The 25,763-nt window shown below is 47.4% G+C and carries 20 protein-coding genes and 1 pseudogene; 9 read left to right on the top strand and 12 right to left on the bottom strand.

The window, feature by feature from the left end:
- Positions 1 to 166: 166 nt before the first annotated feature.
- From EKM89_RS01405 to EKM89_RS01420, 4 genes are all read left to right on the top strand, one after another.
- Entirely contained in the window at positions 167 to 1,147 is a 981-nt protein-coding gene (locus EKM89_RS01405) for a serine hydrolase (protein WP_125685373.1), read from the top strand.
- 308 nt (positions 1,148 to 1,455) lie between these two features.
- Positions 1,456 to 1,827: a cupredoxin domain-containing protein gene (locus EKM89_RS01410; RefSeq protein WP_125685374.1), complete on the top strand. Its 372-nt coding sequence runs from the start codon at positions 1,456 to 1,458 to the stop codon at positions 1,825 to 1,827.
- Between the two features lie 14 nt (positions 1,828 to 1,841).
- Positions 1,842 to 2,114 (top strand): cupredoxin domain-containing protein, encoded by a 273-nt coding sequence (locus EKM89_RS01415; RefSeq protein ID WP_125685375.1) that lies wholly within the window; start codon positions 1,842 to 1,844, stop codon positions 2,112 to 2,114.
- The gene (locus tag EKM89_RS01420) at positions 2,111 to 4,042 is read left to right on the top strand and encodes a copper-translocating P-type ATPase (protein WP_125685376.1); all 1,932 of its coding nucleotides are present in this window, start codon (positions 2,111 to 2,113) and stop codon (positions 4,040 to 4,042) included. The genes EKM89_RS01415 and EKM89_RS01420 overlap by 4 nt, the downstream gene beginning before the upstream one ends.
- A gap of 348 nt (positions 4,043 to 4,390) precedes the next feature.
- On the opposite strand, the gene EKM89_RS01425 is transcribed toward EKM89_RS01420, so the two are convergent.
- The 3 genes from EKM89_RS01425 to EKM89_RS01435 form a co-directional block, all read right to left on the bottom strand.
- On the bottom strand, positions 4,391 to 4,879 hold the full coding sequence (locus tag EKM89_RS01425; protein WP_125685377.1) for a glutathione peroxidase: 489 nt from the start codon (positions 4,877 to 4,879) through the stop codon (positions 4,391 to 4,393).
- 88 nt (positions 4,880 to 4,967) lie between these two features.
- Positions 4,968 to 5,198, bottom strand: coding sequence for a cysteine hydrolase family protein (locus tag EKM89_RS01430; protein ID WP_318530989.1), 231 nt, complete (start codon positions 5,196 to 5,198; stop codon positions 4,968 to 4,970).
- Positions 5,199 to 5,316: 118 nt separating this feature from the next.
- The gene (locus tag EKM89_RS01435) at positions 5,317 to 5,940 is read right to left on the bottom strand and encodes a cation transporter (protein WP_125685379.1); all 624 of its coding nucleotides are present in this window, start codon (positions 5,938 to 5,940) and stop codon (positions 5,317 to 5,319) included.
- Positions 5,941 to 6,109: 169 nt separating this feature from the next.
- On the opposite strand from EKM89_RS01435, the gene EKM89_RS01440 reads away from it, so the two are divergent.
- On the top strand, positions 6,110 to 7,924 hold the full coding sequence (locus EKM89_RS01440) for a bifunctional metallophosphatase/5'-nucleotidase (RefSeq protein ID WP_125685380.1): 1,815 nt from the start codon (positions 6,110 to 6,112) through the stop codon (positions 7,922 to 7,924).
- A gap of 89 nt (positions 7,925 to 8,013) precedes the next feature.
- Here the strand turns inward: EKM89_RS01440 and EKM89_RS01445 are convergent, their stop codons facing one another.
- From EKM89_RS01445 to EKM89_RS01490, 9 genes are all read right to left on the bottom strand, one after another.
- Positions 8,014 to 8,676, bottom strand: a complete 663-nt coding sequence (locus EKM89_RS01445) for a matrixin family metalloprotease (RefSeq protein WP_164510469.1) — start codon at positions 8,674 to 8,676, stop codon at positions 8,014 to 8,016.
- A gap of 442 nt (positions 8,677 to 9,118) precedes the next feature.
- Positions 9,119 to 10,576, bottom strand: a complete 1,458-nt coding sequence (locus EKM89_RS01450) for an NCS2 family permease (RefSeq protein ID WP_125685382.1) — start codon at positions 10,574 to 10,576, stop codon at positions 9,119 to 9,121.
- Between the two features lie 603 nt (positions 10,577 to 11,179).
- The gene (locus EKM89_RS01460; protein ID WP_125685384.1) at positions 11,180 to 12,376 is read right to left on the bottom strand and encodes a multidrug effflux MFS transporter; all 1,197 of its coding nucleotides are present in this window, start codon (positions 12,374 to 12,376) and stop codon (positions 11,180 to 11,182) included.
- A 190-nt stretch (positions 12,377 to 12,566) separates the two neighbouring features.
- Positions 12,567 to 13,376, bottom strand: coding sequence for a Cof-type HAD-IIB family hydrolase (locus EKM89_RS01465; protein ID WP_125685385.1), 810 nt, complete (start codon positions 13,374 to 13,376; stop codon positions 12,567 to 12,569).
- Positions 13,377 to 13,445: 69 nt separating this feature from the next.
- Complete coding sequence (locus tag EKM89_RS01470; RefSeq protein WP_125685386.1) at positions 13,446 to 14,087, bottom strand: helix-turn-helix domain-containing protein; 642 nt, start codon at positions 14,085 to 14,087, stop codon at positions 13,446 to 13,448.
- Between the two features lie 83 nt (positions 14,088 to 14,170).
- A complete protein-coding gene (locus EKM89_RS01475) occupies positions 14,171 to 14,671 on the bottom strand; it encodes a hypothetical protein (protein WP_125685387.1) in 501 nt (166 codons plus the stop codon).
- A 216-nt stretch (positions 14,672 to 14,887) separates the two neighbouring features.
- Complete coding sequence (map, locus tag EKM89_RS01480) at positions 14,888 to 15,673, bottom strand: type I methionyl aminopeptidase (RefSeq protein WP_125685388.1); 786 nt, start codon at positions 15,671 to 15,673, stop codon at positions 14,888 to 14,890.
- A 74-nt stretch (positions 15,674 to 15,747) separates the two neighbouring features.
- The gene (gene nudC, locus EKM89_RS01485; protein ID WP_125685389.1) at positions 15,748 to 16,572 is read right to left on the bottom strand and encodes an NAD(+) diphosphatase; all 825 of its coding nucleotides are present in this window, start codon (positions 16,570 to 16,572) and stop codon (positions 15,748 to 15,750) included.
- 147 nt (positions 16,573 to 16,719) lie between these two features.
- On the bottom strand, positions 16,720 to 22,050 hold the full coding sequence (locus tag EKM89_RS01490; protein ID WP_125685390.1) for a phosphodiester glycosidase family protein: 5,331 nt from the start codon (positions 22,048 to 22,050) through the stop codon (positions 16,720 to 16,722).
- A 384-nt stretch (positions 22,051 to 22,434) separates the two neighbouring features.
- Between EKM89_RS01490 and EKM89_RS01495 the strand changes: the two genes are divergently transcribed.
- The 4 genes and pseudogenes from EKM89_RS01495 to EKM89_RS01510 all read left to right on the top strand — a co-directional run bounded on the left by EKM89_RS01495 (position 22,435) and on the right by EKM89_RS01510 (position 25,641).
- Entirely contained in the window at positions 22,435 to 23,346 is a 912-nt protein-coding gene (locus EKM89_RS01495) for a hypothetical protein (protein ID WP_125685391.1), read from the top strand.
- 138 nt (positions 23,347 to 23,484) lie between these two features.
- Positions 23,485 to 24,315: pseudogene (locus tag EKM89_RS01500) on the top strand (undecaprenyl-diphosphate phosphatase).
- Between the two features lie 246 nt (positions 24,316 to 24,561).
- Positions 24,562 to 24,960 (top strand): aggregation-promoting factor C-terminal-like domain-containing protein, encoded by a 399-nt coding sequence (locus EKM89_RS01505; RefSeq protein WP_125685392.1) that lies wholly within the window; start codon positions 24,562 to 24,564, stop codon positions 24,958 to 24,960.
- A 129-nt stretch (positions 24,961 to 25,089) separates the two neighbouring features.
- Entirely contained in the window at positions 25,090 to 25,641 is a 552-nt protein-coding gene (locus EKM89_RS01510; protein ID WP_125685393.1) for a hypothetical protein, read from the top strand.
- Positions 25,642 to 25,763 lie beyond the last annotated feature (122 nt).

Here is a 25,763-nt window from a genome sequence, read left to right on the forward strand (position 1 = left end):
TCACACGCTTACTAACCAGATGCCACTGAATTTTTGTAACACGACGTTCTTAAATGTTTGCGTTTTACTTAAGAATTTCTCGTATACGCCGCTAAACTTTGAGCGTATAATTAAAACCATTAATTAGTTCACATGACATATAAATTAAAGAAATGAGAGTTAGCCGATGAGACATAATGAACCGCAATCATTTTTACAAAAGCTCTATAAGTACCGCACTTATTTGCTAGGACTCGTCATTTTAGTAGTCGGTATTGCCAGCATCGTCGGCGTTCAGGCACATCAGAAGAACGCTACAGAGGCTGATTCCACCTCGGTCGCACAGACTAAGGGCCCGACTGCTCACGAAATCAAATCTCAACAAAAGCAGCTCAAACACAAGGTGAACCGGTACTTGAAATCGGTTACAGCTGATGACACTGCCAGTGTCAGTTTCTACAACTTAGGGCCAACCACCGGTAGCTCGGCGGCTAAATCCAAGACAGCGCGTCGCTTCTATAAGCAAGGCAAGCTCGCCACTTCGGCCAACGCCCACACGCCAGAGGTCTCCGCTAGTACCTACAAGCTATTCATCGCGGCCTACTTATTCCACCAGAATCATTTAGGCAACTACAATTGGACGCTCACCGAAAAGGATGGCTTCCAGCGCATGATCGTGAATAGCGAAAATGACTTTGCGGAAGGCGTATTGGATGCTTATGGCTTAACCACCGTCGACGACTTCATTGCCAGTGAGGGCTGGTATGCACCGACCTTTGTTGCCAACCAAGCGTCCGTCACCACGGCCTATAGTCTGACGTTACTCTTGAAGAAATTAGCATTGCAACAGGCGCCATTTAACCACGCCCACGACCAACAGTGGTTACTCTCACTCATGAATAAACAGATCTACCGGACCGGGATTCCGGCTGGTGCCGCCACCGCCAAAAAGGGCACGGTCGTTGCTGACAAGGTTGGCTTTCTCGGGGACACCAACAACGATGCCGCCATCGTCACCCTCCCCAATGGCCAACGTTATGTACTGGTCATCATGACCCACGGCCACGGCCAAAATGGCTTCAGTGGCTTCCCCCGAATGGCCAAGATTACTACGCACATCCAAAAAATGATGTACAACCCTAAGATCGTGAAGAATCTCAACAAGTAACTAGCGACTTTGGAGCCATGACAAAACCTGTCGTGGCTCTTTTTTAGCCCTCAGCTAGTGTTTGAAAGCCAAATTATTCTTGCGACAGTGGGCGCTGTCACCACTGACCTAGTTGAAATAGTCGCACGCCAGCTGTCAGAGATTCCATTTGCTGTGAGGAACGCCTCCAGCCACAATACCGTCCGATCGACACATAATTTTCTCCCAACAACTAAATTCAACAAACATTTTATGTTGACAAATGTAATCGATGGCGGTAAGCTACTTTTATAGATTACAAATGTAAACAAAGAAAGCAGGGATTTCCCATGATCAAATTAATCGTCCTCATTGTTGCCGCCGCTCTGATCGGCTTCATCTCCTGGTGGTTCTTCGGTAAACACACAACCCAAGCCGTCGATGCCGCCGTGACGAATGATACCCAAGACGTAGCCGTTGAAGTCAGCGGTGGTTACTCCCCCAGCACGGTTGTATTGAAACGCGGCGTTCCCGCCCACATCACCTTTAACCGGAAAGATCCATCGAGTTGTCTGGAACAAGTCGTCTTTCCTGACTTTGGAATCAATCAATTTCTTCCTAAGGATCAAGATGAACGCGTCGATATTGATACTAGCAAGGCCGGCGAGTTCGATTACGCGTGTGGTATGAACATGTTTCATGGCAAGGTCATTATCAAATAACGGAGGTCTTCATTATGACAAACAAGCAAACTGCAACTATTACCGTTGATGGCGGCTACTCACCCGCTACAATTGTTTTAACACAAGGCATTCCTGCCGAACTGACCTTTAACCGTATCAATGACGCTGGTTGTCTGGATCAGGTCCACTCCCAAGCGCTCAATTTCAGCGAAGACCTACCACTCAATACACCACGGACCGTGACTATCGATACTAGCCAGTCTGGTGAATTTGACTTCAGCTGTGGCATGGACATGTTCCACGGAAAGGTGGTCATTCACTCATGAGCATTAAGAACCGCTTCGTCTTCTCACTAATCGTATCGCTCCCCATGCTCGTGGAGATGCTGGCAACTCCCTTTGGCTTCATGCTTCCCGGTGGCGCTTGGACCATGTTTCTCCTGACGACCGCCGTCATGGGTGTTTCTGCTCGCCCCTTCATCCAGAGCGCCTGGGCAGCCTTTCGTCACCACCACGCCAACATGGACACGTTGGTCGCTGTCGGAACGGCCACGGCCTACCTCTACAGTTTCTACGCAATGCTGACGGGTAAGGTCGTCTTCTACGAAAGTGCTGCCTTCGTGGTCACCTTCATCTTGCTCGGCCAATACTTCGAAGAAAAAATGAAGCACTCGGCCTCGGGCGCCGTTAGTAAGCTGATCGACCTGCAGGCGCAGGACGCCGAAGTTATGCGTAATGGTCAGTTAGTCAAGGTTCCGCTGGCCGAAGTCGTTGTTGGTGACATTGTTCGCGTAAAGCCCGGTCAAAAGGTTGCCGTGGATGGTGTCATCACCGAAGGCACCTCGACCATCGACGAATCCATGGTCACCGGTGAAAGCATGCCTGTCACCAAGAAGGTTGGCGATCACGTTATCGGCGCGACCATGAACAGCACAGGAACTTTCCTGTTTCGGGCCAACAAAGTCGGCAGTGATACCCTGTTGTCGCAGATCGTTGAGATGGTCAAGAAGGCACAAACTAGTCACGCCCCCATTCAAAAGACGGTCGACAAGGTTGCGGATATCTTCGTCCCAGCTGTGCTGATCATTGCCATTTTAACGTTCACGGTCTGGTACGTTTTCCTTGGTGCCAGCGTGGTCAGCGCCATGCTCTTCGCCGTTTCCGTTGTCATCATCGCCTGTCCTTGTGCCCTCGGTATTGCAACCCCAACGGCCTTAATGGTCGGTACTGGACGGAGCGCAAAAATGGGTATCTTAATTAAAAATGGTGAGGTTCTTGAGGCTGCTAACCGCGTTAAGACGGTCGTTTTCGACAAAACTGGAACCATTACCGCCGGCCATCCACAAGTGACGGACATCGTGGGCGACACGACCACTGTCCTCGACGTTGCTGCCAGCCTGGAGGCATCGTCGGAACATCCTCTCGCTGCAGCTATTCTGGACAAAGCCAAGGCTGATGGACGACCCGTCACTGCCGCAACTAATTTCAAAGCCATCGAAGGTAAGGGCGTTCAGGCCACGGTCAACGGTCAAGCCGCCCTCATCGGTAATGACAAATTAGTCGCCGATTACACGTTGACGCCAGAACTCAGCAGAGAAATGGCTAAGCTCCAAGGCGAGGCCAAGACGGTCGTTGTCGTTGGCTTAGCTGGTAAGCTCATTGGGCTAATTGCGATTCAAGACGCACCGAAAGCCAGTTCTGCTAGTGCCATCGCTGCCTTAAAGAAGCGCGGCTTACGGACCGTCATGCTGACCGGTGATAATCAGCGAGTCGCTCAGGCGGTCGCCACCGAAGTCGGCATTGACGATGTGATTGCGGACGTGTTACCCGGTGACAAGGCCGATAATGTAAAACGCCTGCAGGAAGACGGTCCAGTGGCCTTTGTTGGTGATGGGATCAACGACGCACCAGCCTTAACAACCGCCGACGTTGGCATTGCCATGGGTTCCGGCACCGATATTGCCATTGAATCCGGTGGTATCGTCTTGGTCAAGAACGATCTGCAAGATGTCGTCCGTGCGCTAGAACTCAGCAAGAAGACGTTTGGCCGAATCAAGTTGAACCTGTTCTGGGCATTCGTCTACAACACACTGGGCATTCCAGTAGCTGCTGGCGTATTCTTCGCCCTTGGCCTTTCGTTGAGTCCAGAGATTGCCGGACTGGGGATGGCCCTCAGTTCCCTGTCGGTCGTTGCCAGTTCTCTGCTGCTGAATACGTCGAAACTGACGTCCACACCAGCAACCACTGTCGCTTAGGAGGAATTTACCATGGAAGAAAAATTTTGGAGTAAAAGCACCTGGCTGACGGCATTGGTCGCTGTCGTCTATATGATTGTGGCGATTGGCGTTGGCGCTTTGATTACACACTAGGTGAAGACATGTGGTATCTGTCATTAGTAACTAAATAATTAAGTGCAAAAGAGATTACCCTGACTGGCCATAGCCGTCACTGGATAATCTCTTTTTCGTCATCAAAATTTATTAAAGTTAATGCAGAAAACCCACGATTTCAATCGTGGGATGAATGCCAGAATTTAAGCCCTTTTTAAATATAGTATGTTGAACTACTGTGTTGCAAGACATGTGAGCGACAATCCCCTGAATTTATTCAGGGGCAACTGACTTTTCAGCCAAAGCCTTAACGATATCCGGCTCAACCTTCTCCGGCTTAGTAACCGGGGCGTAACGGTCGATCAACTGGCCATCGCGCCCAATCAGAAACTTGGTGAAATTCCATTTGATACGTCCGTGGCCCGCAGTTTCCTTGAGATAGGTGAACAGTGGGTCTTCATCATCGCCGTTGACCGCAATCTTTTTGGTCATCGGAAAGGTTACCCCATAATGTAATTGGCAAAAGTCACTAGTAGCTTCATCCGAATCTAACTCCTGGTGAAATTGATTGGAAGGCAGGCCGAGCACCTCAAGCCCTTGGTCGTGATATCGCTTGTACAGAGCTTCAATTCCCTCTAGTTGCGGCGCCAATCCACACTTACTAGCGGTATTGACGACTAATAATACTTTACCCTGATAGTCTTTGAAATCAATGGTCTGGCCACTCATTTCAGTTTCCTTAAAATCATAAATCGTTGCCATAACGCCTCATCCTTTCGCGTTAAATCAGCTGAATTAAAAAAACGGTTGTGCACAAGAATATCATACATCAATCGTTTGCGATTAGCTTCTATTTTGCTAGGGATTGCATGCAACCTGTCGCGAAGCTCTCCGCCCAAATACACTCATGGTGACGGCGAATCTGCTCGGCAGTTAGCTCGCGTGTATGACAAGTCGTTTCCAGCCCAGACTGAATCACCATCTGAAAACCTTGACCATCCCCCACGCGAATTGCTGTGTCCACGGCGTATTCGGTTCGCAGCCCACCCACCTCAATACTGGTGACATTCCTATGTCGCAATCGTTCAGCCAGCTCCGTCTCGAAGCACGCATCCGTATCATTTTTCAGAATGATCCCATCATTTTACCAGTGTAGCCGTGCATCCAATTCCCACGACGAACTGCCATACACCCGTTCATCAATCTGTGCGACCGCGACCGGCTTGAAACGCCTCCCAGCCTTCGCTCGCAATGAAGTAAACTAAGACCAACGCGGCAACGGAATCACTCCACCACCAACCGACCCATGCCGTCAACGCCGCCCCCACAAGCACCGTGGCAGCCATATAGGCACAAGTGATATTGCACATGCCATCCTCAGTTAGTGCTGCCGAATGAAGTTGCTTGCCCAGCGACCGCTTTCGAATCGTTAACAATGGCATCAAAATAACCGAAGCAATCGCAATTCCCATACCGGAAAAGCTGGTATCTGCAGCCTGATGAAGAACCAAGTTTGCAATAGCAACCACCGTCACGTAGACCGCTAATAACAGTAGAATCGTTCCCACAATCAACGATGACCGCCGTTCTGCGTGTTCGATCTCGGCCGTTGGCGCTCCATTTGCTTCCTTGCGTAGTCGCCAAATCAGTGTACTCCCAGACACAATTTCCAAACAACTATCTAGGCCAAAGGCAATCAGTAAGATCGACCCTGCCTTCACGCCGGAATAGAACCCCACTAGAAATTCAAACACCATCCATCCGGTCGAAAAGTACTCCGTCCGTAAACTGTGTCGCACTAGGTAACCCGTCTCATTTACCATCGTTCGTCCCCCATCTCTCGAATATCTTTATCCTTAGTCTACCGCAAGACACTGTTATTGTGGATGGGAAAATCATCAAAAGCAACAAGGGTGATATTGTTTATCTGCTTCAACTATGCTACTATCATATTTGTAAGCGCTATCACTTTATTTCAGGGAGGCCAACAACATGGCTAGTTTGTCAGGTAAAACGTTATACATATTAGGAGCATTAGGGTGTTTAGGAGCAGTAGCCGGTGGCTTAATGAGTCCGTCATCGTCACTAAGCCCGCAAAGCACGGCATATGCCAAAAAGGTTACTAAAAAAGCTAAACCCGTTAAGAAGACTAAGAATGTCCAGATTCCCGTTCAATTCTTAGGTATCAACGACCTACATGGTGGGCTACAAGCTACTGGGAAACTCTTCATGGACAGCAAGACGATTGAGGGCGCCGGAACCGTGGCGCGTTTAGGCGGTTACCTCGATCAGGCACAGACGTCATTTAAGAAGGCCCATGCCAACGGCGTCACCGTTCGCGTTCAATCCGGCGATATGGTCGGTGCCAGCCCTGCCAACTCGGCCCTACTCGATGACGGCCCAACCTTAAGCACACTGAAAGCGATGAACGTCAAAGTTGGAGTCATTGGCAATCACGAATTTGACCACGGATTAAGTCAATATGGCAACCTTGTTAATGGGAAGAAGCCTAGCACCACGGGCATCAAGAATCCCCAACAAGTCCAAGCCATCAAGAAATATCCGTTCGTAAAGACTGGCATGCAGATTGTCATCGCCAACGTTCGTGACAAAAAGACCAACAAGATTCCGGCTAACTGGAAACCCTATACGATTAAAAAGATCACGGATCCAAAGACCAAAGCAACAGTCAAGGTTGGCTACATTGGTATCTTGAACACCAATTTGCCGGGTATCGCTAAGAACTACAAGTTACTCAACGAAGCCAAGACCATTGCCAAATACGACAAACAGTTACGGGCTAAGGGCGTTAAAGCCATCGTGGTCCTCGGTCATACCGGCGCCGTCACCCAAAATGGTAAGACCACTGGGGATGCCGTCAACGACCTCAAACAGCTGAATAAGATCGACCCCAAGAACAGCGTCGACATCTTCTTTGCCGGTCATAGCCATCAATATGCTAACGGTCGCGTCAAGGGTGTCCCAGTCGTTCAGGCTGGCATGCAGGGCCGTGGCTATGCCAACATTACGGCTAAGCTCAGCACCAAGACGCACGATTTCGTCAAGAGTAGTGTTAAGGCCAAGGTTTCCCCAGTCTTTTCAGTGAAGGACGACCCAACCGCAACATTTACCAAGGACAAGACCGTTAAAAAGATCAACGGTATCATTGCTGACGCTAACAACCGCGTGGCCCCAATCATCAACACCGAAGTCGGCGCCATCGCCGGTGGTAAGACGATCAGTAACGAGCTATCCAACAACAAGGAATCCGCTGCAGCTTACGTGGTCGTTGATGCGCAACGGACGACCGCTAACGAACAGAATCATCAAGTCGACTTCGCCGTGACCAGCAACGATTCCATTCGGAGCGATATGAACGTGAATGCCGCTGGAAAAGTGACACTGGGAACGCTTTACGACATGCAGCCTTACGGCAATAGCCAACCCATCGTTGAAATGACGGGGAAGGACATCGTCGATCTACTCAACGAGCAGTACACCAAGTCTCAGCTTTACTTCCTCCAGATTTCTGGCCTGACTTACAAGTACAGTCCATCCACAACTGGCGATCAACTCTTCACAGTCTCCGACGTCAAGACAGCTAAGGGTGACGCCATCAATCCTACCCAAAAGTACCACGTCTTAACCAATGACTACCTATCCACGGGTGGTGATGGCTACGCCGCCTTTACTCATGGCGCCATCGTTGATAATGCCGGCCAGGATATTGACCTTCTGACGACTTACCTCCAGACGCACAGTCCGATTACCACACCAAAATTAGACCGGAAAGTGCCACTAGCCTAATACTAACTTTTAACTGAATCTACAAACGCCCAATCATCAGCCCCTTTGCACTGATGATTGGGCGTTTTCTATAGATGATTCGCTAATCCCTATTTGTCATAAATACGCTTCAAACTCTGTACATCGGCGGTGGACAATTGCGTATTGCCGTGATCAATCGGGGTCATCACGGAATCTTTATCGGAACTATGATCGAGACCCAGAGCGTGACCCAACTCGTGTACGGCCACGGACAGCTTAACTGCTTGGGGATAAGTCACGTTGAGTTTAGCTTTACCGGAATTGGTCGTCTGGATGCCCCGCCAACTGATACGCTGCGTAATCTGGGGACCACCGTGGCCAAATTCTACAGTGCCCTGGCTGAGCTCCTCTTTTTTACGGTAGGCACTCAACGTCACTTGATTGTCATTTGTGCTGGCTGTGCCAGTGGTCAACTTGACGATACCAGTTTGATTGTAAATCTTAATCGCTGCGTTAAACTTTTGCTGCACCCGCGTTGGTGTGCCTGCGACGTAATGGTAGCGGTACGTTTTCTGTAATAAGACACCCTGCATGGCTTCCTCGACCGGCGTATTGTCGGCCCCAGTTTGGGTTGTTGCATCGGCTGTGTTCCGTAAGATGTACCCACTTGATCGGTAGTCAGCTGATTTGGTCGTCGTTGTTTTCCCCGTCACTACCCCGGCGATCAGCGTGGTTAATGCCGTGCGGTAGTAGCTGAGTGAACGCCAATTGCTGACAACGAAAAGTGCCATCGCTAACGTCACCACCAATATGAATCGCCTGAAAAATTTCAACCTTGCGTCGTCCCTTCCGTTCTCTCTGCCGAATTACTTAATTCTGCTTAGATTTTAGGACATCTAGTTGTGCATATCAACTAGTTAGGCTTGTCAGTTTTCAGGCCACTTTAACGCTATGCCTAAAGATTTGAAAGCTAAATTAGTCGCACTACGCTGGCGATAGGAAGAACTGACATCAGAGAATCTATGACTGGTTAACTTTACAGATACAAAATCGACTTCATTACCCTATCTTTTATGACATGCTTCTTTTCCAGTCCATATTCGGCGGCCGGTAAGGTGAGTCACGCCGTTACAGCCGCCCTAATAGACGTTTGAGAGCTTGCCGTCTTAGCCCTGTACACCAAAAAGCGTCGCTACCGATCTTAAAGACCAGTAACGACGCTTTTCTTATTGCTTAAACTAGAGCTAACACCGTAAAGTTAATGACAAACAGGATGGAGACAATCCAAATCAGGGGATGGACTTCCTTTGCCTTTCCCAAGACAACTTTTACAAGGCAGTAGAAGATGAACCCAGCGGCAATCCCATAGGTGATGTTGTAGGCAAAGGCCATGATGAACGTGGTCATAAAGGCCGGGATGGCTTCATTTAAGTCGTGCCATGGAATCTTGCTGAGTGAACTCATCATCATGATACCGACCAGAATCAAGGATGGCGCAATTGCGGCAGTTGGAATGATGGAGAGCAACGGCGATGCCAGTGAACTCAGAAGGAAAAGAATCGCCACGACGACACTGGTCAGCCCGGTTCGACCACCAGCACCGATTCCCGCAGAACTTTCTACGTAAGTCGTCAAGTTAGACGTCCCGAAGATAGAACCCACGCCAGTCGCGATGGAATCAGCAAATAGTGCCTTATCCAGCTTAGACTTGAACCCCGGTTGCCCTTCCAAGGCGAGCTCTTTACTTCCAGAAAAGATACCGGTTTGCCGACCCGTTCCAATAAACGTTCCCAGTGAATCGAAGGTGTCGGAAAGACTAAAGGACAGGATCGTCATAAGCACCAAGATGACCCGGTTATGCTCGGCAAACAGTGACCCCATTCCCTCGTGAGAGAAGGCAGCCAGGAAAGTCGTCCCCAACTGGTGCACGGAAGAGCCAATCGAATAACTGCTAGCTAAATGCAGATTGGTTACGCCCATCGGAATCCCGATTACAGTTGTGGTTAAGATTCCGATAAGTAGTGCCCCCGGCACCTTTCGTACCTTGAAGATGACCGTAATAACTAGCCCGATCAATGCCAAAACGAGCGCGGGTGAGTTGAAGTTTTCCAGTGCAGGTACAATTCCGCCGCCAGTTACGACAGTTCCCACGCCCTGGCTGAATGACTTCTGGGTTGTATCAAAGGCCTTTCCGTTAATCGAAAGGATATTGCTAGCATCACTAGTAAACTGTAAGAAGTTCGCGTTTTTTAAGCCCACGTAAGCAATGAAGGCCCCAATCCCACCACTAATGGCAAGTTGGAGATTCATCGGGATCGCTGAGATCAGCATTTTCCGAATTTTAGTGGCGGTAATAATGATGTTAATAATCCCACAGAAGAAAACTAGGGCTAAGGCTTGTTGCCACTTGAACCCCAGTCCCATCACCACGGTATAGGTGAAGAAGGCATTCAATCCCATCCCTGGCGCCAAGGCATAGGGGACGTTTGCGAATAATCCCATAACCAACGTCCCGGCAACCGAGGCAATGATGGTCGCTAAGAAGACCGCTTGTTGCGGCATCCCCGTCTGGCCTAAGATCTGGGGGTTAACAAATAAGATATACGACATTGCGAAGAACGTCGTGATGCCGGCAACAACTTCGGTGCCAACGGTGGTTCCTGATTCTTTAAGCTTGAAAAACTTATCCACGGTGGATTCCTCCTAAAATACGAACATTAATAAAATTATAATTGATAATTATTAGCTATTACATTCAAAACTATACCAGATAGCCGCGTTTAAAGCTATAAAAAATAAAAATAAGCGAACTTTAACGTATCTAGTGTCACATTTAATTCGCTAACCAGCCGTTCAGCCACTACGCTTAATCGACCTTGTGCCCGTTAATCAGGTGGACTAATTATGGCCATTTACTTTTCCCTACAAAAAAACAGTTATCGGCGCTTAGACCAATAACTGCTCTCATCATCAAAATCTAGCGACAACTCTGATGTGCATCCTGTCGCAACTGCTGGAGGTCACGATCATTCACTATCAACTGAACCTTTCCGGTGTCCAGGTCCACTTTCGCCTGAACAGTGACCTGCCTGCCTTCCACAGCATCGCGCTGCAACTTCAAGGGTCCACTGTATGCCACTGTTTCTAACTTTTTCTGCACAATTTTCGGCTCCTCTCTGAATTTCACGGCCAGTTTAGCATATTTTCTGCTCGGATTCTGAGAGAACGTCTTACAAATAATTTCATAAAAACGACCTCCCAGTTTTCGCCGTGAGGTCGCCGTTTCAGTTCTATTTAGTCATCAACCACATCAATTTCACCATGCTGGCAGCCCAACCGTGCATACACGACCAGCATCACTGCACAGATCCCCAGAATGTATGCCGGTAACGTGATGATTGACCCGTTGTGCAGGCGGCTCAGCCCATACGTCACAGCACTGACCAGTAAATAGTAGCCGAGACTAAACCACCCACTGGCGCTCCCCATAACGTCCTCGTAACCGACTAACGCCCGATTCAAGGCGTTAGGCAACGTGATATTTAGGCCTAAAAAGGTCATGAAGATGCTGCCAATCATGCCGACTGCCACCTGGAAGCTAGCCGCAACTAGCAAACCAGTCCCAGCAATGACACTCAGGACTAGTCCCCCCATCGCAACACGTTCGGGCGACCAGAAATTCAGGGTAATATTGACGATGCCTGCACCAAGCAGACTGGCACTCGCCAAAATCAGGCCTAACCAGCCATAATGTACGGCAGAATAACCAAAGTGCGTCATGAAGATAAAGGGGGCTTCTGCGTAGTAACTAAATAAGATCCCATTGATACCACCAATCAGGATGCCGTACCCCCACACGACCGAGTCGGTCAGCAAACGACTGACTAACTGCCGTTGATTGACACGTGGAACGGCTACTTGAAACGACCGCGTTTCAGGTAGTCGGCTAAGTGCGTACAGACCCACGGCAACGGCCATCGTTACCAGCGTGGCAAAAATGCTACGGTACCCAAGATAGGTCTGAACGAGGCCACCAATCAGTGGTCCCAAGGCTGGCGCTAATGCCATGGCCGCACTGGTACGTGCAAAAATTTTGGCACCCGTAATACCACTGAAGCTCTCGCGCATAATGGTTTGTGTCACCACGGAACCGGCGCTGGCACCAAAGGCTTGAACTAGTCGCCAGCCTAGAAATGGCAGAAAACTACCACTCAAATACAGGCCACAGTTACCTAGCAAGTAAACCGCAATCCCAGCTAGCATGGCGGGTCGCCGGCCCCATTTATCGGCTAGTTGCCCCCAAATGAGGACACCGATGGCAAAGGCAATAAAGTAGGTACTCATGGTCAACTGTACCCGGTTAGCACTCACCGCAAAGACACGCTGGAGTTGTGGAAGTACCGGGGTGAAGATAGATTCGCTGATTTGTGGAAAACCAACGAGAACAATAATCAATCCCAATGATGGAACTGTGTAACGGACGTTTTTCATCGTAATTTCTCCTTAAAATTTACTCTACGGAAAAACGTCCTTGTCCATTTACGGGGACACACGCCATTAATTTTTCTAAATCCATGGGGCTATCCCCCTCTCTGCGTAATATTGTCCTACCATACGAGAGATTGTGAATCCTGTCAAGTCACGAAAAAAAGGCCAGAAGTTTTACTTCCGACCTCATTGCTTACAAAACAAATTTTTCAATGGCATCCGCCACGCCACGTTCGTAGTCATTCGGTGTAACAAATTTAGCGACCTGCTTAACCTCATCAATACCGTTCGCCACAGAAATTGGTAAGCCGACTTTGGTCAGCATGCCCAAATCATTAGCGTTATCCCCGATGGCAATAATTTCGGCGGCGGTTACCCCTAGTTGTTGACCAAGGTCCAAAATTGCCGTCCCCTTATCAACGCCGTAGTGGTTAACTTCCATGTAAATACCAGAGGAGTAAGTGCAGTTAATGTGTTGGTCGAAGGCCGTCATCACGGCTTGCAACATCTGCTGCCGCACACCGAAGTCTGGGTTCATCGCGATGACTTTCATAATCTGATCATCCTTGAATTGGTCAAACGTTCCAACCATTTCATCAAAGTGGACTCCCCGCGTTTGCAGGTAATGCTGGTCGTCATCCCGCGGCTGATAAATGTACAAGTGGTCTAGCGTATAGACGTGAATATCGACGTCGTAGTGACACATGATGTCAAAAACTCGCTGTGCCTCCTCAAAGGGCATGGCGTTGCTAACAATGACGCGGTTATCCTGATTCTCGATAACGGCTCCACCATTATATGATACGACGTATTCGTTAGGCTGCTGGTAGAGATGTAACTGTCGCAGTAAGCCTTGAATACTGGTAAAACTGCGACCTGTATTGGGGACAAATTTAACCCCTTGTGCTGAAGCTGCCGCAATCGCATCAATGTTAGCCTGTGAAACCGTTCCGTCTTTTCGCAGCAGCGTTTCGTCTAAATCACTCGTAATAATCTTGTACAACTCGCTTCGCTCCTCTGGCTTTCGTTTAGGTCAACTATACCATGAGTAAGCGACTTGGTATAGGCCAATTTACACTTGCTTGGCCCGACCATAGATGGCAAAGATACCGCTAACCGTCAACGTACCGATCCAAATAGCACGTCCGACCACGTAACCAAAAGCATAGCCAGCACCCACGGCCCCATTTGCCGCGTTAGACGCCAACATACTAACTTCTGGTCGTCCGGTGATTGTCACAACGATGACGGTGTTCAAGATAATTGCCATGATCGTGATCAATGCCAGATGCCAACCATGAACCCGCCACGCTCCGAAATCCTGATATGCTGGCGCTAAAATAATGAGGTTGATCAGCAACAGTACACCGGCAATGCCAGCCAACCTATGGCCTGGCAAAAACATGAGCACGTAAAAAAGAAATAAGAGAGCAATATTACTGTAAATTGTCAGCTCTACAACGCGATCATTCCAACGACTAACCTTTTCTTGATGTTGATAATGCTGTGCCATCCCTAAGTCTTCTTTCATTAAGCGATCCAAAGAAATCTGATAAACGTCCCCCAGTTTAACTAGCGTTAGGATATCCGGATAGGTCCGCCCATTTTCCCAACTTGAGATGGTCTTTCGTGACACATGTAATTCCGTCGCAACATCAGCCTGAGTCATCCCTTGTTGATGGCGAATGTTTTTTAAGTTATCCGCAAAGTTCATTAGCTCCGCCTCCACAAACCAGCTTACCGAAAATCACGTTGAACGACAAGCTCGGTTTTGTAGCATTTGCGGTATGACAGCGTTTAGCGCACCTTATCCGTGACACCATTAGTAGAAAGTCGGTGGACACCAGCCATCACGGATCGCGCGATAGGTTGGGCAACGAATGCCTCAATGACAAAGGCAATAGTGAAATTCCGCGGCCATTTCGCCGCAAAATGAATGACAGGATCAAGCGTAACTTGACCGGTACCGATCCACGTTCCCAAAATCGTCAGCACGAGAGACATGAGAAAAACATTGCAAAGTGTCGTAATCAACATGGCTGATCGAAAACTTGGGCGCTTCCCCAAAAAGTATCCGGCCATCTTAGTTGCTGGTTGTTGCGTCAAAACGACTAAAATAATGACGCTCAGCCAAAGTAGCGGTAACTGATGTAACACCATAGTCCAGTGGGCAACGGAAAACCCAACCTCAAGTCCGGTAATGACCGGTGCGATAATATTAACCGAAATCAGTGAGATAACCGCCATAAATAAAACTGTTTCCCGTAAATTCTGTGGTAATCGTTGTTGAAATTCCAAAAAATAAACACTCCTTTAGCAAATTAGTGCCAAAAAAATCAGCACGCCGACTAAAGAAACTAGCCGACGTGCTGATCAATTATACGCACTTTTCGAATTGGTTATTAGCATAGCATTAATTTTCGAAAAATTCCAAGGGAAATTTTATTTTTAGTTCACTTTATTCAAGCTACCTACGAATGGGACCGCTAATTACGAAATTTTTTTGTCCGTAGATTACCCTAAATACTGGGCATCCAGCTCATGGTCAAACGACGTCAAGATTTTCGGTCCATTGTCGGTTACGACCAGTGTGTGTTCGTACTGACAGCTCAGACTACCATCGATGGTCCGAATCGTCCAGCCGTCATCGGCGGGATCACTACATCCCCAATCGCCCACGTTGATCATGGGCTCAATGGTAATGGTCATGCCGGCCTTTAGCCGTGTCCCATGACCCGCTTTGCCATAGTGGGGAACATCTGGATCTTCATGCATGGTCGGTCCAATGCCATGACCCACGTAGTCGCGGACGACGCCGTAGCCCAGCTCATCTTCGGCGTAGGCTTGAATCGCATGCCCAATGTCGCCAATTCGATTGCCGACAACGGCTTGGTCGATGCCGAGATACAGGGATTTCAACGTCACATCCATTAATTTTTGAACTTCGGCGGAAGCCTTACCGGCCACAAAAGCATGGCAAGCATCACTGAGGTAACCGTGGTAGTCGATGACCGTATCGACTTTAATCAAATCGCCCTGTTTGATCAGAATGTCCTTGCTGGGGCATCCGTGACAGATCATATCGTTGACACTAACACAGGTCGAATACTTGTAGCCCTCAAAATTCAATTCCCCCGGCGTTGCGTCGTGATCGATGATGTATTGGTAAGAAAAGTGGTCGATATCCCAGGTCGTAATTCCGGGCTTGATATAATCGGCCAACGCATGAAAGAGGCCAGCTAAAATGTCGCCAGCGGCCTGCATCCCGTTAATTTCACGGGCTGATTTTAAAGTAATCATGATGTCCCTCCTGAACGGTAATTATACTTAATTTTAGTATACCTTACCTGACCGAAAAGAAAAGTTTTGGTGGTCTATGCCTTAGCGTTACGGAAAGCTTGCCGCATTTCCCAAGCTAAAATAAACTTAGCACCGTCATCCGGCATGGCGTTGCGGTCGAACCATCTCGCTTGTGACAGCTCGTCGTGTTCCAACTGGATGGCTTCTTGATGGTCAAGTTCTGCGAAAAAGCCCATAAGAAGCGATTCGGAAAAGGCCCATGGTTGACTACCATAGTAGTGAATGTGATGGATGTCTAGCCCCACCTCTTCACGAACCTCGCGCCGTACAGCATCTTCAAGCGTCTCGCCAATTTCAACGAAACCCGAAATTAAAGTGTAAGGCTGGTAACCCGTTAAGTATTTCGTCAGTAGAATCTTATCGCCACTGGTAACACCGACCACAACGACCGGCGAAATATGCGGGTAGATTTTCTGACCACACTCTGGGCAATCCATGGCCCGTTCCTGCTGGTCGGGAACCATGGCGTGCCCGCACCGACCACAAAATTGATTGGTCTCATACCACCAGCCCAAATGCGCAGCGGTCGCGCCAGCATAGCCCAACCAAGCCGGCGTAAAGTTCCGAAAAGCCCGGGCATTAGCATATTGGTAATCTGCATCTGGTGTGATTTTAGCTGCTACTAAATAAAATGCCGTTTGATCGATTTGAAAAAGATACGTCATCTGATTTGAAGTTAACTGCCATTTAGCCGTAGCTTCCTGATATGTCGGCAGCGCACGTTCTTGACGCAACACAACTTGACGATCATTGTAAATAACGACATAATCATCGATGCGCGGTGGCCGCCTTTGTTCATAGTGATTATCGAATACTTTGGGAGCGATGTCTTGAAACATATTTTAACCAGCTTTCTTGATTCTAGCAAATGATGAAACCGTAGCTTGATTTTACACCATTATTGAGCGGAAGACAGTCTAGCTTAAGCCAGACAACGCAAAGAAGCCACTACAAGTAATGGCTTCTTTGCTATCTATTCTGCCTGACTATTTTACTAAGGTATGACTCGCGGTGACATATCCCCCAGCAACTCGGTAATGAAAAACACCTTTGCTAGAGTAGTCCCATCCAGTTACCTTGAGTACTGTTTTCGCTGAGACTTGATGCAGTTTATGTTTGAAGTTAACATCGCGGTAAAGATTGATGCTTTGCTTTACAGTAACTGTCTTTGGCTGCGTGTGCTTACCAGTTCGAACATCTTGCTTGTTAGCTGAAATATACTGCTTATTGGCTAATTGGAAACGATACTTGCCGTTTTGACGCACAATTCGTTTTACATTTAACACTTGGCCTTGATGGTAATGGTGCTTCGTCTTGCCAGCTAGTTTGCCATTGCTATAAGCATTCAATCCCTTAGCATTGATCACTGTGACTAGCTTAACTGCCTTGGTATATTCAGCCGATTGTACGTACTTGGAACTAGCTGTAATGTACCCAGTCTTACCATAGCTCTTAGATTTCTTGTTCATGTCGCGAACATGGTAACGTAAATGACCCGCTTTAGACTTGGCCATCCCTAAGACCTTAAATTGTGGTTGATGCATCTGTGCTTGTTGACGATAGGCGATAAGTCGACCCGCCTTAGAAAAGTCTGGCTTACGGTAAAGTGCCATTCCCTTTACTGCGGTAACGACAGCCGGAACTGATTTTTTGTGTGCTGAAGCTGTCGTAGTTGGTTTTGATGAATCCACCGGTGTTACTGGCTTCACTGGCACCGTTGGCTTCGTCGACGATGTTGAACTCGTTGGTTTCCCTGGCTTCGTCGGTGGTGTTGGCTTGCCTGGTTCCGTTGGCTTCGTTGGTGGCGTTGGCTTACCTGGTTCCGTTGGCTTCGTTGGTGGCGTTGGCTTGCCTGGTTCCGTTGGCTTCGTTGGTGGCGTTGGCTTGCCTGGTTCCGTTGGCTTCGTTGGTGGCGTTGGCTTGCCTGGTTCCGTTGGCTTCGTTGGTGGCGTTGGCTTGCCTGGTTCCGTTGGCTTCGTTGGTGGCGTTGGCTTGCCTGGTTCCGTTGGCTTCGTTGGTGGCGTTGGCTTGCCTGGTTCCGTTGGCTTCGTTGGTGGCGTTGGCTTGCCTACATCGGTTCCGCCATTTGTTTGCCCACCACCTTGCCCATTGTTGCCACCGGTAATTGTTTGCGGATGCTTGTTAGCAACTAAATCTACTGCATCCACTTCTTTTCCATCTGGATCACGCGTGACGATTTTCATTTCTTTGTCGTTAACTTCGGCCGTCAGGTAAACCTTTTGGTTCTTGTCCTTTTCATTTTGCAAGAATTTCCAAGCGTCTGGCTCATTTGGCAAGATATCATACGTCTTATCCCCTGTATGTCCAGCCGCTAAATACGTGGTCCCCTTGGTTGGGTTCTCCTTGTTATCAAAGAGCTTCTTCGTGCGTCCATAAGAATGATCATGACCACTGAAGACAACATCGATACCCAATTCATCACAAACTGGCGGTAACATTTTCCGGAACATTGTTGACTCAGAATCAGATGGATTCTTGTTGTATGGTGGTTGGTGGGTCGCAACAATCTTCCAAGTCTTATTAGAGGCCTGCATATCTTGACGCAACCAATCTAATTCTTGCTTCATTTCATCAACATTGTTCGTCCAACCCAGCGAAGCAATGTGCATATTGCCGTAATCAACTGAGAAAGTTCCCTTCTTGTTGACTGGCGCGCCGTTATGGCTTGGTGTTCCCAGCATTGCCGTTGCCTTACTACCATCATCCCCCATGTATTCATGGTTTCCCAAGACGTGGATCATATCTAAGGAATCATAAACGGGATGCTTATCAAACATTTGTGATGTAATGTCAGCTTCATTGAAGACGGCCTGGTCATCGTTGAAATCTCCAACGTGTAGCGCAAAGTCCGGTTTGTTTTTAGACGTTTCTAGCCGCTCAATGATTTTGTCAAAGTCTGCTAATTGCGTCGCATTGCTTACCTGCGTGTCACCAAAGATATTAAAGCTCAGCTTCTTGCTATCCGTTAATGTCTTAAACTGACGTGGTGCTGACCATTTCTCCCCATTTCCGACACGGAAAGTATATTCAGTTCCTGGTTGCAATCCCTTTGCCGTCACGCTATTTACGCGAATAGCCTTGCTATCACTAACATACGTAAACGTCTTTTGCTCGCCTTTATAATCCTTAAAGGCCTTTTCCTTTTTAGCTGTATAGTCCTTAGTAGGTGCAATTTGCATAATTGCTGCTTGCTTACCTACGATTGGATTAGAGAACCACGTAATCGTCTTTTGGGTTGTTGGATCTTGCGTTGCTCCAGTCAGCAGATTAGACGGTGTGTCTGACTTCTCTGGTGCAAATGCCTGGGCTGGTGTTGGGAAGCTACTATGGCTACCAATAGTCGCAGTCAAAGTGAACTTTCCAGGGGTTTTAGTTAGCTTATCACTCTTAAGTTGTCCCTGACTGTTAGTCTTACCCACTTCAACGGTCTTACCATCGGCCATCTTCATGGTCACAACAGCACCACCAACTGGCTTGTTGTGCGTATCAGTTACAGTTAACATCCCTGCCGCTCCAACAATCATTTGACCAAGCTTCACTTGATAGCTAGCTTCAATATTAATATGAGTAGGTTTCGATGCAAATGTACTCAGCATGTCCGCATTGCTGCTTGCATCGACAAACTCAGCGGTTCCGTTTGTTAATTGCAAAACGAGTTTAGCGTCTGCCTCGGTATCTGTCGGTACATCTAACGTCACATGAGCCAGCGACTTATTCGTTCCTTTTCCGGTGGTATTATCCTTAACGTGTAACTTTAAAATGCCAGTATTCTTATCGTACTCAACGGTATTATCCTTAGAGTCTACAGCAAATTTGACATCCTTAACCGGGAAACCCTTGCCGATATTAATGACGAACTCGCCTGACTTAACCTTGGCTAAGTTTTCCGCCATGATATCAAAGCCAACTGTACTTCCTAATTTAGCCGACGCATTCTTGGCAACTTCTAAATTAATTCCTGTTTGATTACTCGTATGAACTTCAAAGTAGGCATCCTTATCCGTTCGGTTACCAAACTTGTCGTACACGGAAACCTTAATATGATGCGTTCCGTTAGCATATTGGTACCCTTTCAGCGTGAATGTACCATCTGGATCAAAAGTGTACTTGGTACTATCACCAGTCAAGTCCTGGCCATCAACGTAAATCTTGTTCTTTTCCCAATCGATTCCGGACATGTTAGGATCATTTTTATCGTCATGAACCTTAGTTGTAATTGTAATGTTACCATCTTTAAATGTTTTACCATCAACGGAGATGTTGTCCACGATTGGGCTCTTCAAATCGTCAACGTTAGCACCATAGACCGCCCGGATGTTATCGACGTAGATGCTACCCTTAGTCTGTGGCGAACCACCAGGCTTACCCGACTTCAACGCCATCATTCGCACAACTTGCTTAGGGAAAGTTGAGTATGGCCCTTGATAGCTAGCAGGAATTTCAGCTTCTACGTACTTCCACCCTGTCCAGTTGATTCCATTCACTTGGTCGGTAAAATTAAGTCCTTGGTGTGATCCCTTACCATCATAAATTTGACTTCTCAGCCAGTATCCTTGAGCCTCTGGCGTTGCATAAACCCACATGCCAATTGCCGTTGGCACGCCCGGAATTTCTTTCTTGTCCTCTGGTCCGGCATAGGCACCCAGTGTGGTTCCCTTTTGTCCAGTCGTGAAGTCAAATTTAACCTCCATCGCGTGGTCACCAAAGCGGACTTGCCCATCTTCCGGACTCGCCAGTGAGAGGCTGTTTTCTTCGCCACGACCTGAGCCACTAACCTTCCAATCGTCCAAACCTTTTTCAAAGTCGTACAGCACAACTGGTAGTTGACCAATCTGGACTTCTAACGATTCTGAAATTTTAGTTCCAGCAACCGTGGCCGTGATGGTGCCCTTAGCATGCTTACCAGCCGTATGTAACTGATTCTGATCGTCAATTGTGCCTAATTCGGCAGGTAGTGCCCACGCAATGTCGCCCGTTTTCAACGTGACATCGCGCCCCTTATAACGGGCAGTCATGCCCAATGAAGACACAAAATCCGTCTTTAAACTCAGCTTCTTGTTTAAAAATTCAATCGCATCTGGTGTCGCAACCGTTACCGTGGCTTGACCAACCGTTTTGCCGTCATGAATCAAATTAGCGGTAACGTCACCCGTCTTACCGTTTGACTTAAATGCCCCGGTCTTCGCATCAATTTCACCTAAACCTTTATCTTGCAGCGACCAAGTTGTATCAACCGGTAGTTCTGCATCATAACCGGCCTTATCAACCCCTTTAGCCGTAAAGTTAATCGTTGACTCCGGCGTATAGACTTGATCCTTAGGCGACACCTGAGCACGGTCAAACGTATGGTCGGATTTTTCAGTCGTTGTAATCAGCCAACTGTTAGCAACCTTACGTTCTTCACCATCCGATGGCTTGTTTTTTAAACTTAAGTCCTTATCCCCAGGTGTGCGAGACAGGTACGTTGCGGACCCACCACCATCAAGGTTAAGTGCTTCAACGGCACCTTGATCCTTCATCGTTTCTGCTAACTCGGCCGTCGTCATCCCATTTGAGTATGGGGACTGCTTCCCGTCAACCGTGACGAAGAAAACCGTCCCATCTTGACGAATACCCACGGCACTACGCGCGGCAAAGTTGTCGCCGTACTGAGTCAAACCAGTCTGAACGACACCTTGTTTCACCAAGATGCCTAGACCACCCAGTGCTTGTTGTAAGTCGCCTTTCACGGCGTCATATTGGCCCTGATCGCCAATCATGGCTTCACCATTCTTCTTAACCCCAAAGAAGGCTTCACCACTATTCGCTTTGGCTGCATGAATTTCGGTACCATCCTTAACAACGTTTCCGGATGGCTCACCCGTTCCCATGTTGAAGAAATCCGCGTTGAGTCCAGCGACGACCTGATGGCCATTTTTAATGGCAGCTTCGGCTTCGCCACGAACAGTCTGTAACCCAATATCTTTACTGTCGTCTAACGTTCCAGCATACAGTCCCGCTGTCTTATCTTTTAGATCAACCGATACAGCGTGCATGACCGTACGATCACCTGCTGTGTTCTTGTAGGTGATCTTCTTTTCACTAATTCCTGAGGCTAATTGATTGCCTGTCTGTTCAATGGTATTTCCCTTGACGTCCACTGCTTTAGCTGGTTCAGCCTGAGTCTTCGCTGCCACTTGGCTTGCTAAGACCTGATGAGTCATACTCGTTTGCGCATGAGCGACTGGCGTCAATAAGGGCATCAGTACTAGGGCAGTTGCAAGCGTTGCTCGTAATTGTCTTCCTCGGGTAGTCATCTATATCTCAAAATCCCTTCTGAATTTGTCTGCAATTAACCGATTGGCCATTTCGACCGCTTTATCTTCATGCGATCGAAATAACATACTGCACAGTCTACCTGAGTTTTCATTCGATTTGGGCAACTACACTAACCCTGTACAGTTCATCTACACAACCTTTACTTAATTATCAAAACGTCTATATAACAGCGGTTACAGCAGCCGCCTTCATAATTTCTTATGTATTTTAGATTGTTTCATTTCAGCTTTTTTCTTTTCAGAAAGTAAACAAAATATAATTCCGACCTGAGCTTTCTGAAAATGTATGTTAAAATCATACTCACTTGCACTAAATCTATTAAAATTTCAGAAAAGAGCAGTCAAAGGAGGCTCGCAACTCACATGTCACTCACAAAACGAGAACTTGGTAATTATCTCATTGGCTTTACCTTTGTTCTCCTCATGGTCACCGCTGCCAGCTGGCTCAATGACGACGAACTCATCCTACCCGAAATCGCCGCACTCACGACTGGAATGTGGATCTATCAAAATCAAACTTGGATTCGCCAACCCATCAAGATATTTCTTGCGCCATCCGGAACAGCGATCATTGGTTTCTTGGTCAACAAAATCGCGATTAACTATCCAGAGAAAGTCCTAGTCACACTCATCCTAATCCTAGTTTTACTTCGCGTTTTGCACTCGACCCTAGCCCCCGCCTTCGCTACAGGCCTGTTGCCCATCATCATCAACGCCACGCATTGGTCATTTATTCTCGCTATTTTTTTATTTACTGCCTTATTAATGATCGGTGTTTTAATTCAAGGCCATTATAAAGGGCTTCCTGTAGGCCAGCCCCTACGCTTCTCTCATATGCTGGGTTTTAGTCTCACTGCTCTGGCCTGGGCAATCACCGTTTGGGCCTGCGGTTACCCGCAAATGGCTGGTATTCCACCCGTTCTGGTCGTCTTTTTCGAAGTTTCACAAATGCCTAACTACACTCTAAAAACGGCAATCAAACACGTTATTGCCTTAGGCGGTGCGGCAACTATCGGTGTGCTGGTTCACCTCTTACTTGCCTCTTGGTTACTGACCACATTGATCAGTCTGCCTGTGGTTTTTGTCTTATTGCAATTATTGCGTATCAAACTCCCCGCTGCTTATGCGTTCCCCTTGTTGGCATTGGTATTACCAACCAGCATGTTCTACCGACTACCGTTGTCCGCATTTCTCGCGGCCACGTTCTTCCTCGGGTCCACTGTGATCTACCGCCAATTGCAGACTCGCTTACAAGTAACTGCTGAACATAACTAAAAAAAACGACCACCCTGAACGTTATCCGGTGGTCGTTTTAATTTACAGAGCTTTTACACAAACGTAACCTCTTCTACACAGTCATTATCTATGATTAGAGTTACTTACTTCATTCTGTGTCTGCAAAGGAGCCTCGTCGTGTTAGAAATTATTAAAGCTGTCATTCTCGGCATCGTCGAAGGAATCACTGAGTTTCTACCAATCAGTTCCACCGGTCACCTTTACCTAGCCGATGAATTCGTTAAATTAAATGAATCGACTGCCTTCATCAATATGTTTATGGTGGTCATTCAACTCGGTGCGATTCTAGCCGTTCTAGTTCTCTATTTCAACAAACTCAACCCGTGGGCACCCGGAAAAGATCACCTTGAACGCAGTCAAACCTGGACGTTATGGTTCAAGGTCATCGTCGCCGTCCTCCCATCAGTCATTGTTGGACTTCCCTTAAATGACTGATGGGAGGACGGCGACTTAACCAGTTGGCAAGTCATTTCCGCTACACTGATTCTCTATGGGATTCTCTTCATTGTGATTGAAAACTTCAATCGGACAAGGCGTCCTCGCTTTACGGACCTCAATCAAATTTCCTATAAATTGGCCTTGATGATTGGTCTCTTTCAAGTACTATCCTTGGTTCCAGGGACATCTCGCTCCGGAGCAACTATTTTAGGCGCCATCTTGATTGGTGCCTCACGCTACGTGGCTACTGAGTTCTCATTCTTTTTAGCCATTCCCACAATGTTTGGCGCATCACTACTTAAAGTTTTGAAATACTTTGTCAGCGGTAATACCTTTACTGGCAGCCAACTCATGGTGCTTCTAACCGGCGTTATCATCTCGTTTGTGGTTGCCTACCTGTCCATTAAATTCCTTTTGAATTACATTCGAAATAATGACTTCAAGCCCTTCGGCTGGTACCGTATTGGCTTAGGAATTATCGTCATTAGTTACTTTGGATTAATACGTTGACCTCTCAATCGACCGGCTTTCCCTAGGGATTACAGGTCGATTCTTTAGTTCCAAGCGATTAATTTACGGCGATAGTAATCAAGTGTCTAGAACACGTTAAGTCTTGATTTAATACGGCTTTTAATCACCCAATCTCACGTATAAAGCTAATAGATGTGACGTCCTTTTAACTCCCTAGTAACATGACTGCAATACTAATCGGGTATGCTATTAGTATTAAGAGACAAGTCAGGGAGTTATATAAAAATGTCAAAACTAAAATTAAAATTTGCAACACTCTTATTACTATTCGGCTTTTCGTTCGGTATGGTCACTGACGTCACAGCTAATGTTTTACCAGAACAAACGACGACCGCCCAAGCTGCAACGCTTTCCGCTAGTCAAAAGAAGCAAATTACAGCAATTAACGCTGGCCTGTCCAGTAAGCAAAAGGCTGCCAAGAACTGGATCGCAAAACGTGAATCCGGCTACCGGTACACCGCTCGTAATGGAAACTGTTATGGTCGTTACCAACTATTGAAGGCCTACTTACATGGTGACCTATCCGCAGTCAACCAGGAACGGACCGCTAACTCTTACGTGGCTGGTCGTTATGGGACTTGGACTAACGCTAAGCGTTTCTGGCAGAGTCACCACTGGTACTAAAATTTAAATATCACTTTCTTGGCTAATCCATTGTTTAAGGGTTAGTCATTTTTTTCTGCCCTTATTGTTCTCCCCTATGAATTCTCGTAAACTGGAATCATAGTCTAATTCGAGAAAGAACGGGTTAATATGAAAAAGCGCAATCTTATCATTTTGCTTGGCTGCATTATCCTAATCAGCGGGCTAACTTTTAGTTTACCAAGCCAACATAAATCCGCTACACCACCTGCAATACAGCCATCATCCCAGTCCACAACAACCAAGCACAAGGTCATTCGTCCACTCACCGTTACCGAACTCAACCATAACTCTCAGCTCCGGGAAGCCTGTATTATTTATTTTGCCATCAAATATACTAAGCTCCCACGCTGGCAAGAATTGTCCGACTTCAAGCTTGGGTGGCAAGTAGAGCGTTATCTTAAGCACAACCCTGATAAGTATCTAGTTTGGCCTGATGAAAATATCACGACCGCCGAAAAGAATCTGGAACCCAACTGGTTTAAGCTCACGACGGATGGCAAGGTCACCTATGATAGCATGATCGTCCATTCCTTCCGTCAAGATCAAACAGCGACAACAACATTGCCTAAAATTGTCCACCGACTCAACGCGGAACGTAAAATGACTACCGTTCGCCGTCTCAGTCACAATCTCAGCCAGCTTATCCATAAAACGAAATAACGTAAGAATCTAAAAAAGAGTGTGACAAAGGACGTTTATAGTCAGGGCTATACTCCTACTTAGGTAGACAAGCAAATAATCAAAGCTTGTTTACTTAGGGAGGAGTTTTTAGTATGGGCCGC

Origin of the sequence: Levilactobacillus fujinensis (assembly GCF_003946335.1) — a bacterium.
In the GTDB taxonomy this organism is placed as follows: Bacteria; Bacillota; Bacilli; order Lactobacillales; family Lactobacillaceae; genus Levilactobacillus; species Levilactobacillus fujinensis.

What these genes read in the sequence shown, in the direction of transcription:
- EKM89_RS01440 (WP_125685380.1), top strand. Translation starts at nt 6,110, where the DNA reads ATGGCTAGTTTGTCAGGTAAAACGTTATACATATTAGGAGCATTAGGG.
- EKM89_RS01405 (WP_125685373.1), top strand. Translation starts at nt 167, where the DNA reads ATGAGACATAATGAACCGCAATCATTTTTACAAAAGCTCTATAAGTAC.
- EKM89_RS01445 (WP_164510469.1), bottom strand. Translation starts at nt 8,676, where the DNA reads ATGGCACTTTTCGTTGTCAGCAATTGGCGTTCACTCAGCTACTACCGC.
- nudC (WP_125685389.1), bottom strand. Translation starts at nt 16,572, where the DNA reads ATGTTTCAAGACATCGCTCCCAAAGTATTCGATAATCACTATGAACAA.
- map (WP_125685388.1), bottom strand. Translation starts at nt 15,673, where the DNA reads ATGATTACTTTAAAATCAGCCCGTGAAATTAACGGGATGCAGGCCGCT.
- EKM89_RS01495 (WP_125685391.1), top strand. Translation starts at nt 22,435, where the DNA reads ATGTCACTCACAAAACGAGAACTTGGTAATTATCTCATTGGCTTTACC.
- EKM89_RS01510 (WP_125685393.1), top strand. Translation starts at nt 25,090, where the DNA reads ATGAAAAAGCGCAATCTTATCATTTTGCTTGGCTGCATTATCCTAATC.
- EKM89_RS01425 (WP_125685377.1), bottom strand. Translation starts at nt 4,879, where the DNA reads ATGGCAACGATTTATGATTTTAAGGAAACTGAAATGAGTGGCCAGACC.
- EKM89_RS01460 (WP_125685384.1), bottom strand. Translation starts at nt 12,376, where the DNA reads ATGAAAAACGTCCGTTACACAGTTCCATCATTGGGATTGATTATTGTT.
- EKM89_RS01415 (WP_125685375.1), top strand. Translation starts at nt 1,842, where the DNA reads ATGACAAACAAGCAAACTGCAACTATTACCGTTGATGGCGGCTACTCA.
- EKM89_RS01490 (WP_125685390.1), bottom strand. Translation starts at nt 22,050, where the DNA reads ATGACTACCCGAGGAAGACAATTACGAGCAACGCTTGCAACTGCCCTA.
- EKM89_RS01470 (WP_125685386.1), bottom strand. Translation starts at nt 14,087, where the DNA reads ATGAACTTTGCGGATAACTTAAAAAACATTCGCCATCAACAAGGGATG.
- EKM89_RS01420 (WP_125685376.1), top strand. Translation starts at nt 2,111, where the DNA reads ATGAGCATTAAGAACCGCTTCGTCTTCTCACTAATCGTATCGCTCCCC.
- EKM89_RS01410 (WP_125685374.1), top strand. Translation starts at nt 1,456, where the DNA reads ATGATCAAATTAATCGTCCTCATTGTTGCCGCCGCTCTGATCGGCTTC.
- EKM89_RS01435 (WP_125685379.1), bottom strand. Translation starts at nt 5,940, where the DNA reads ATGGTAAATGAGACGGGTTACCTAGTGCGACACAGTTTACGGACGGAG.
- EKM89_RS01505 (WP_125685392.1), top strand. Translation starts at nt 24,562, where the DNA reads ATGTCAAAACTAAAATTAAAATTTGCAACACTCTTATTACTATTCGGC.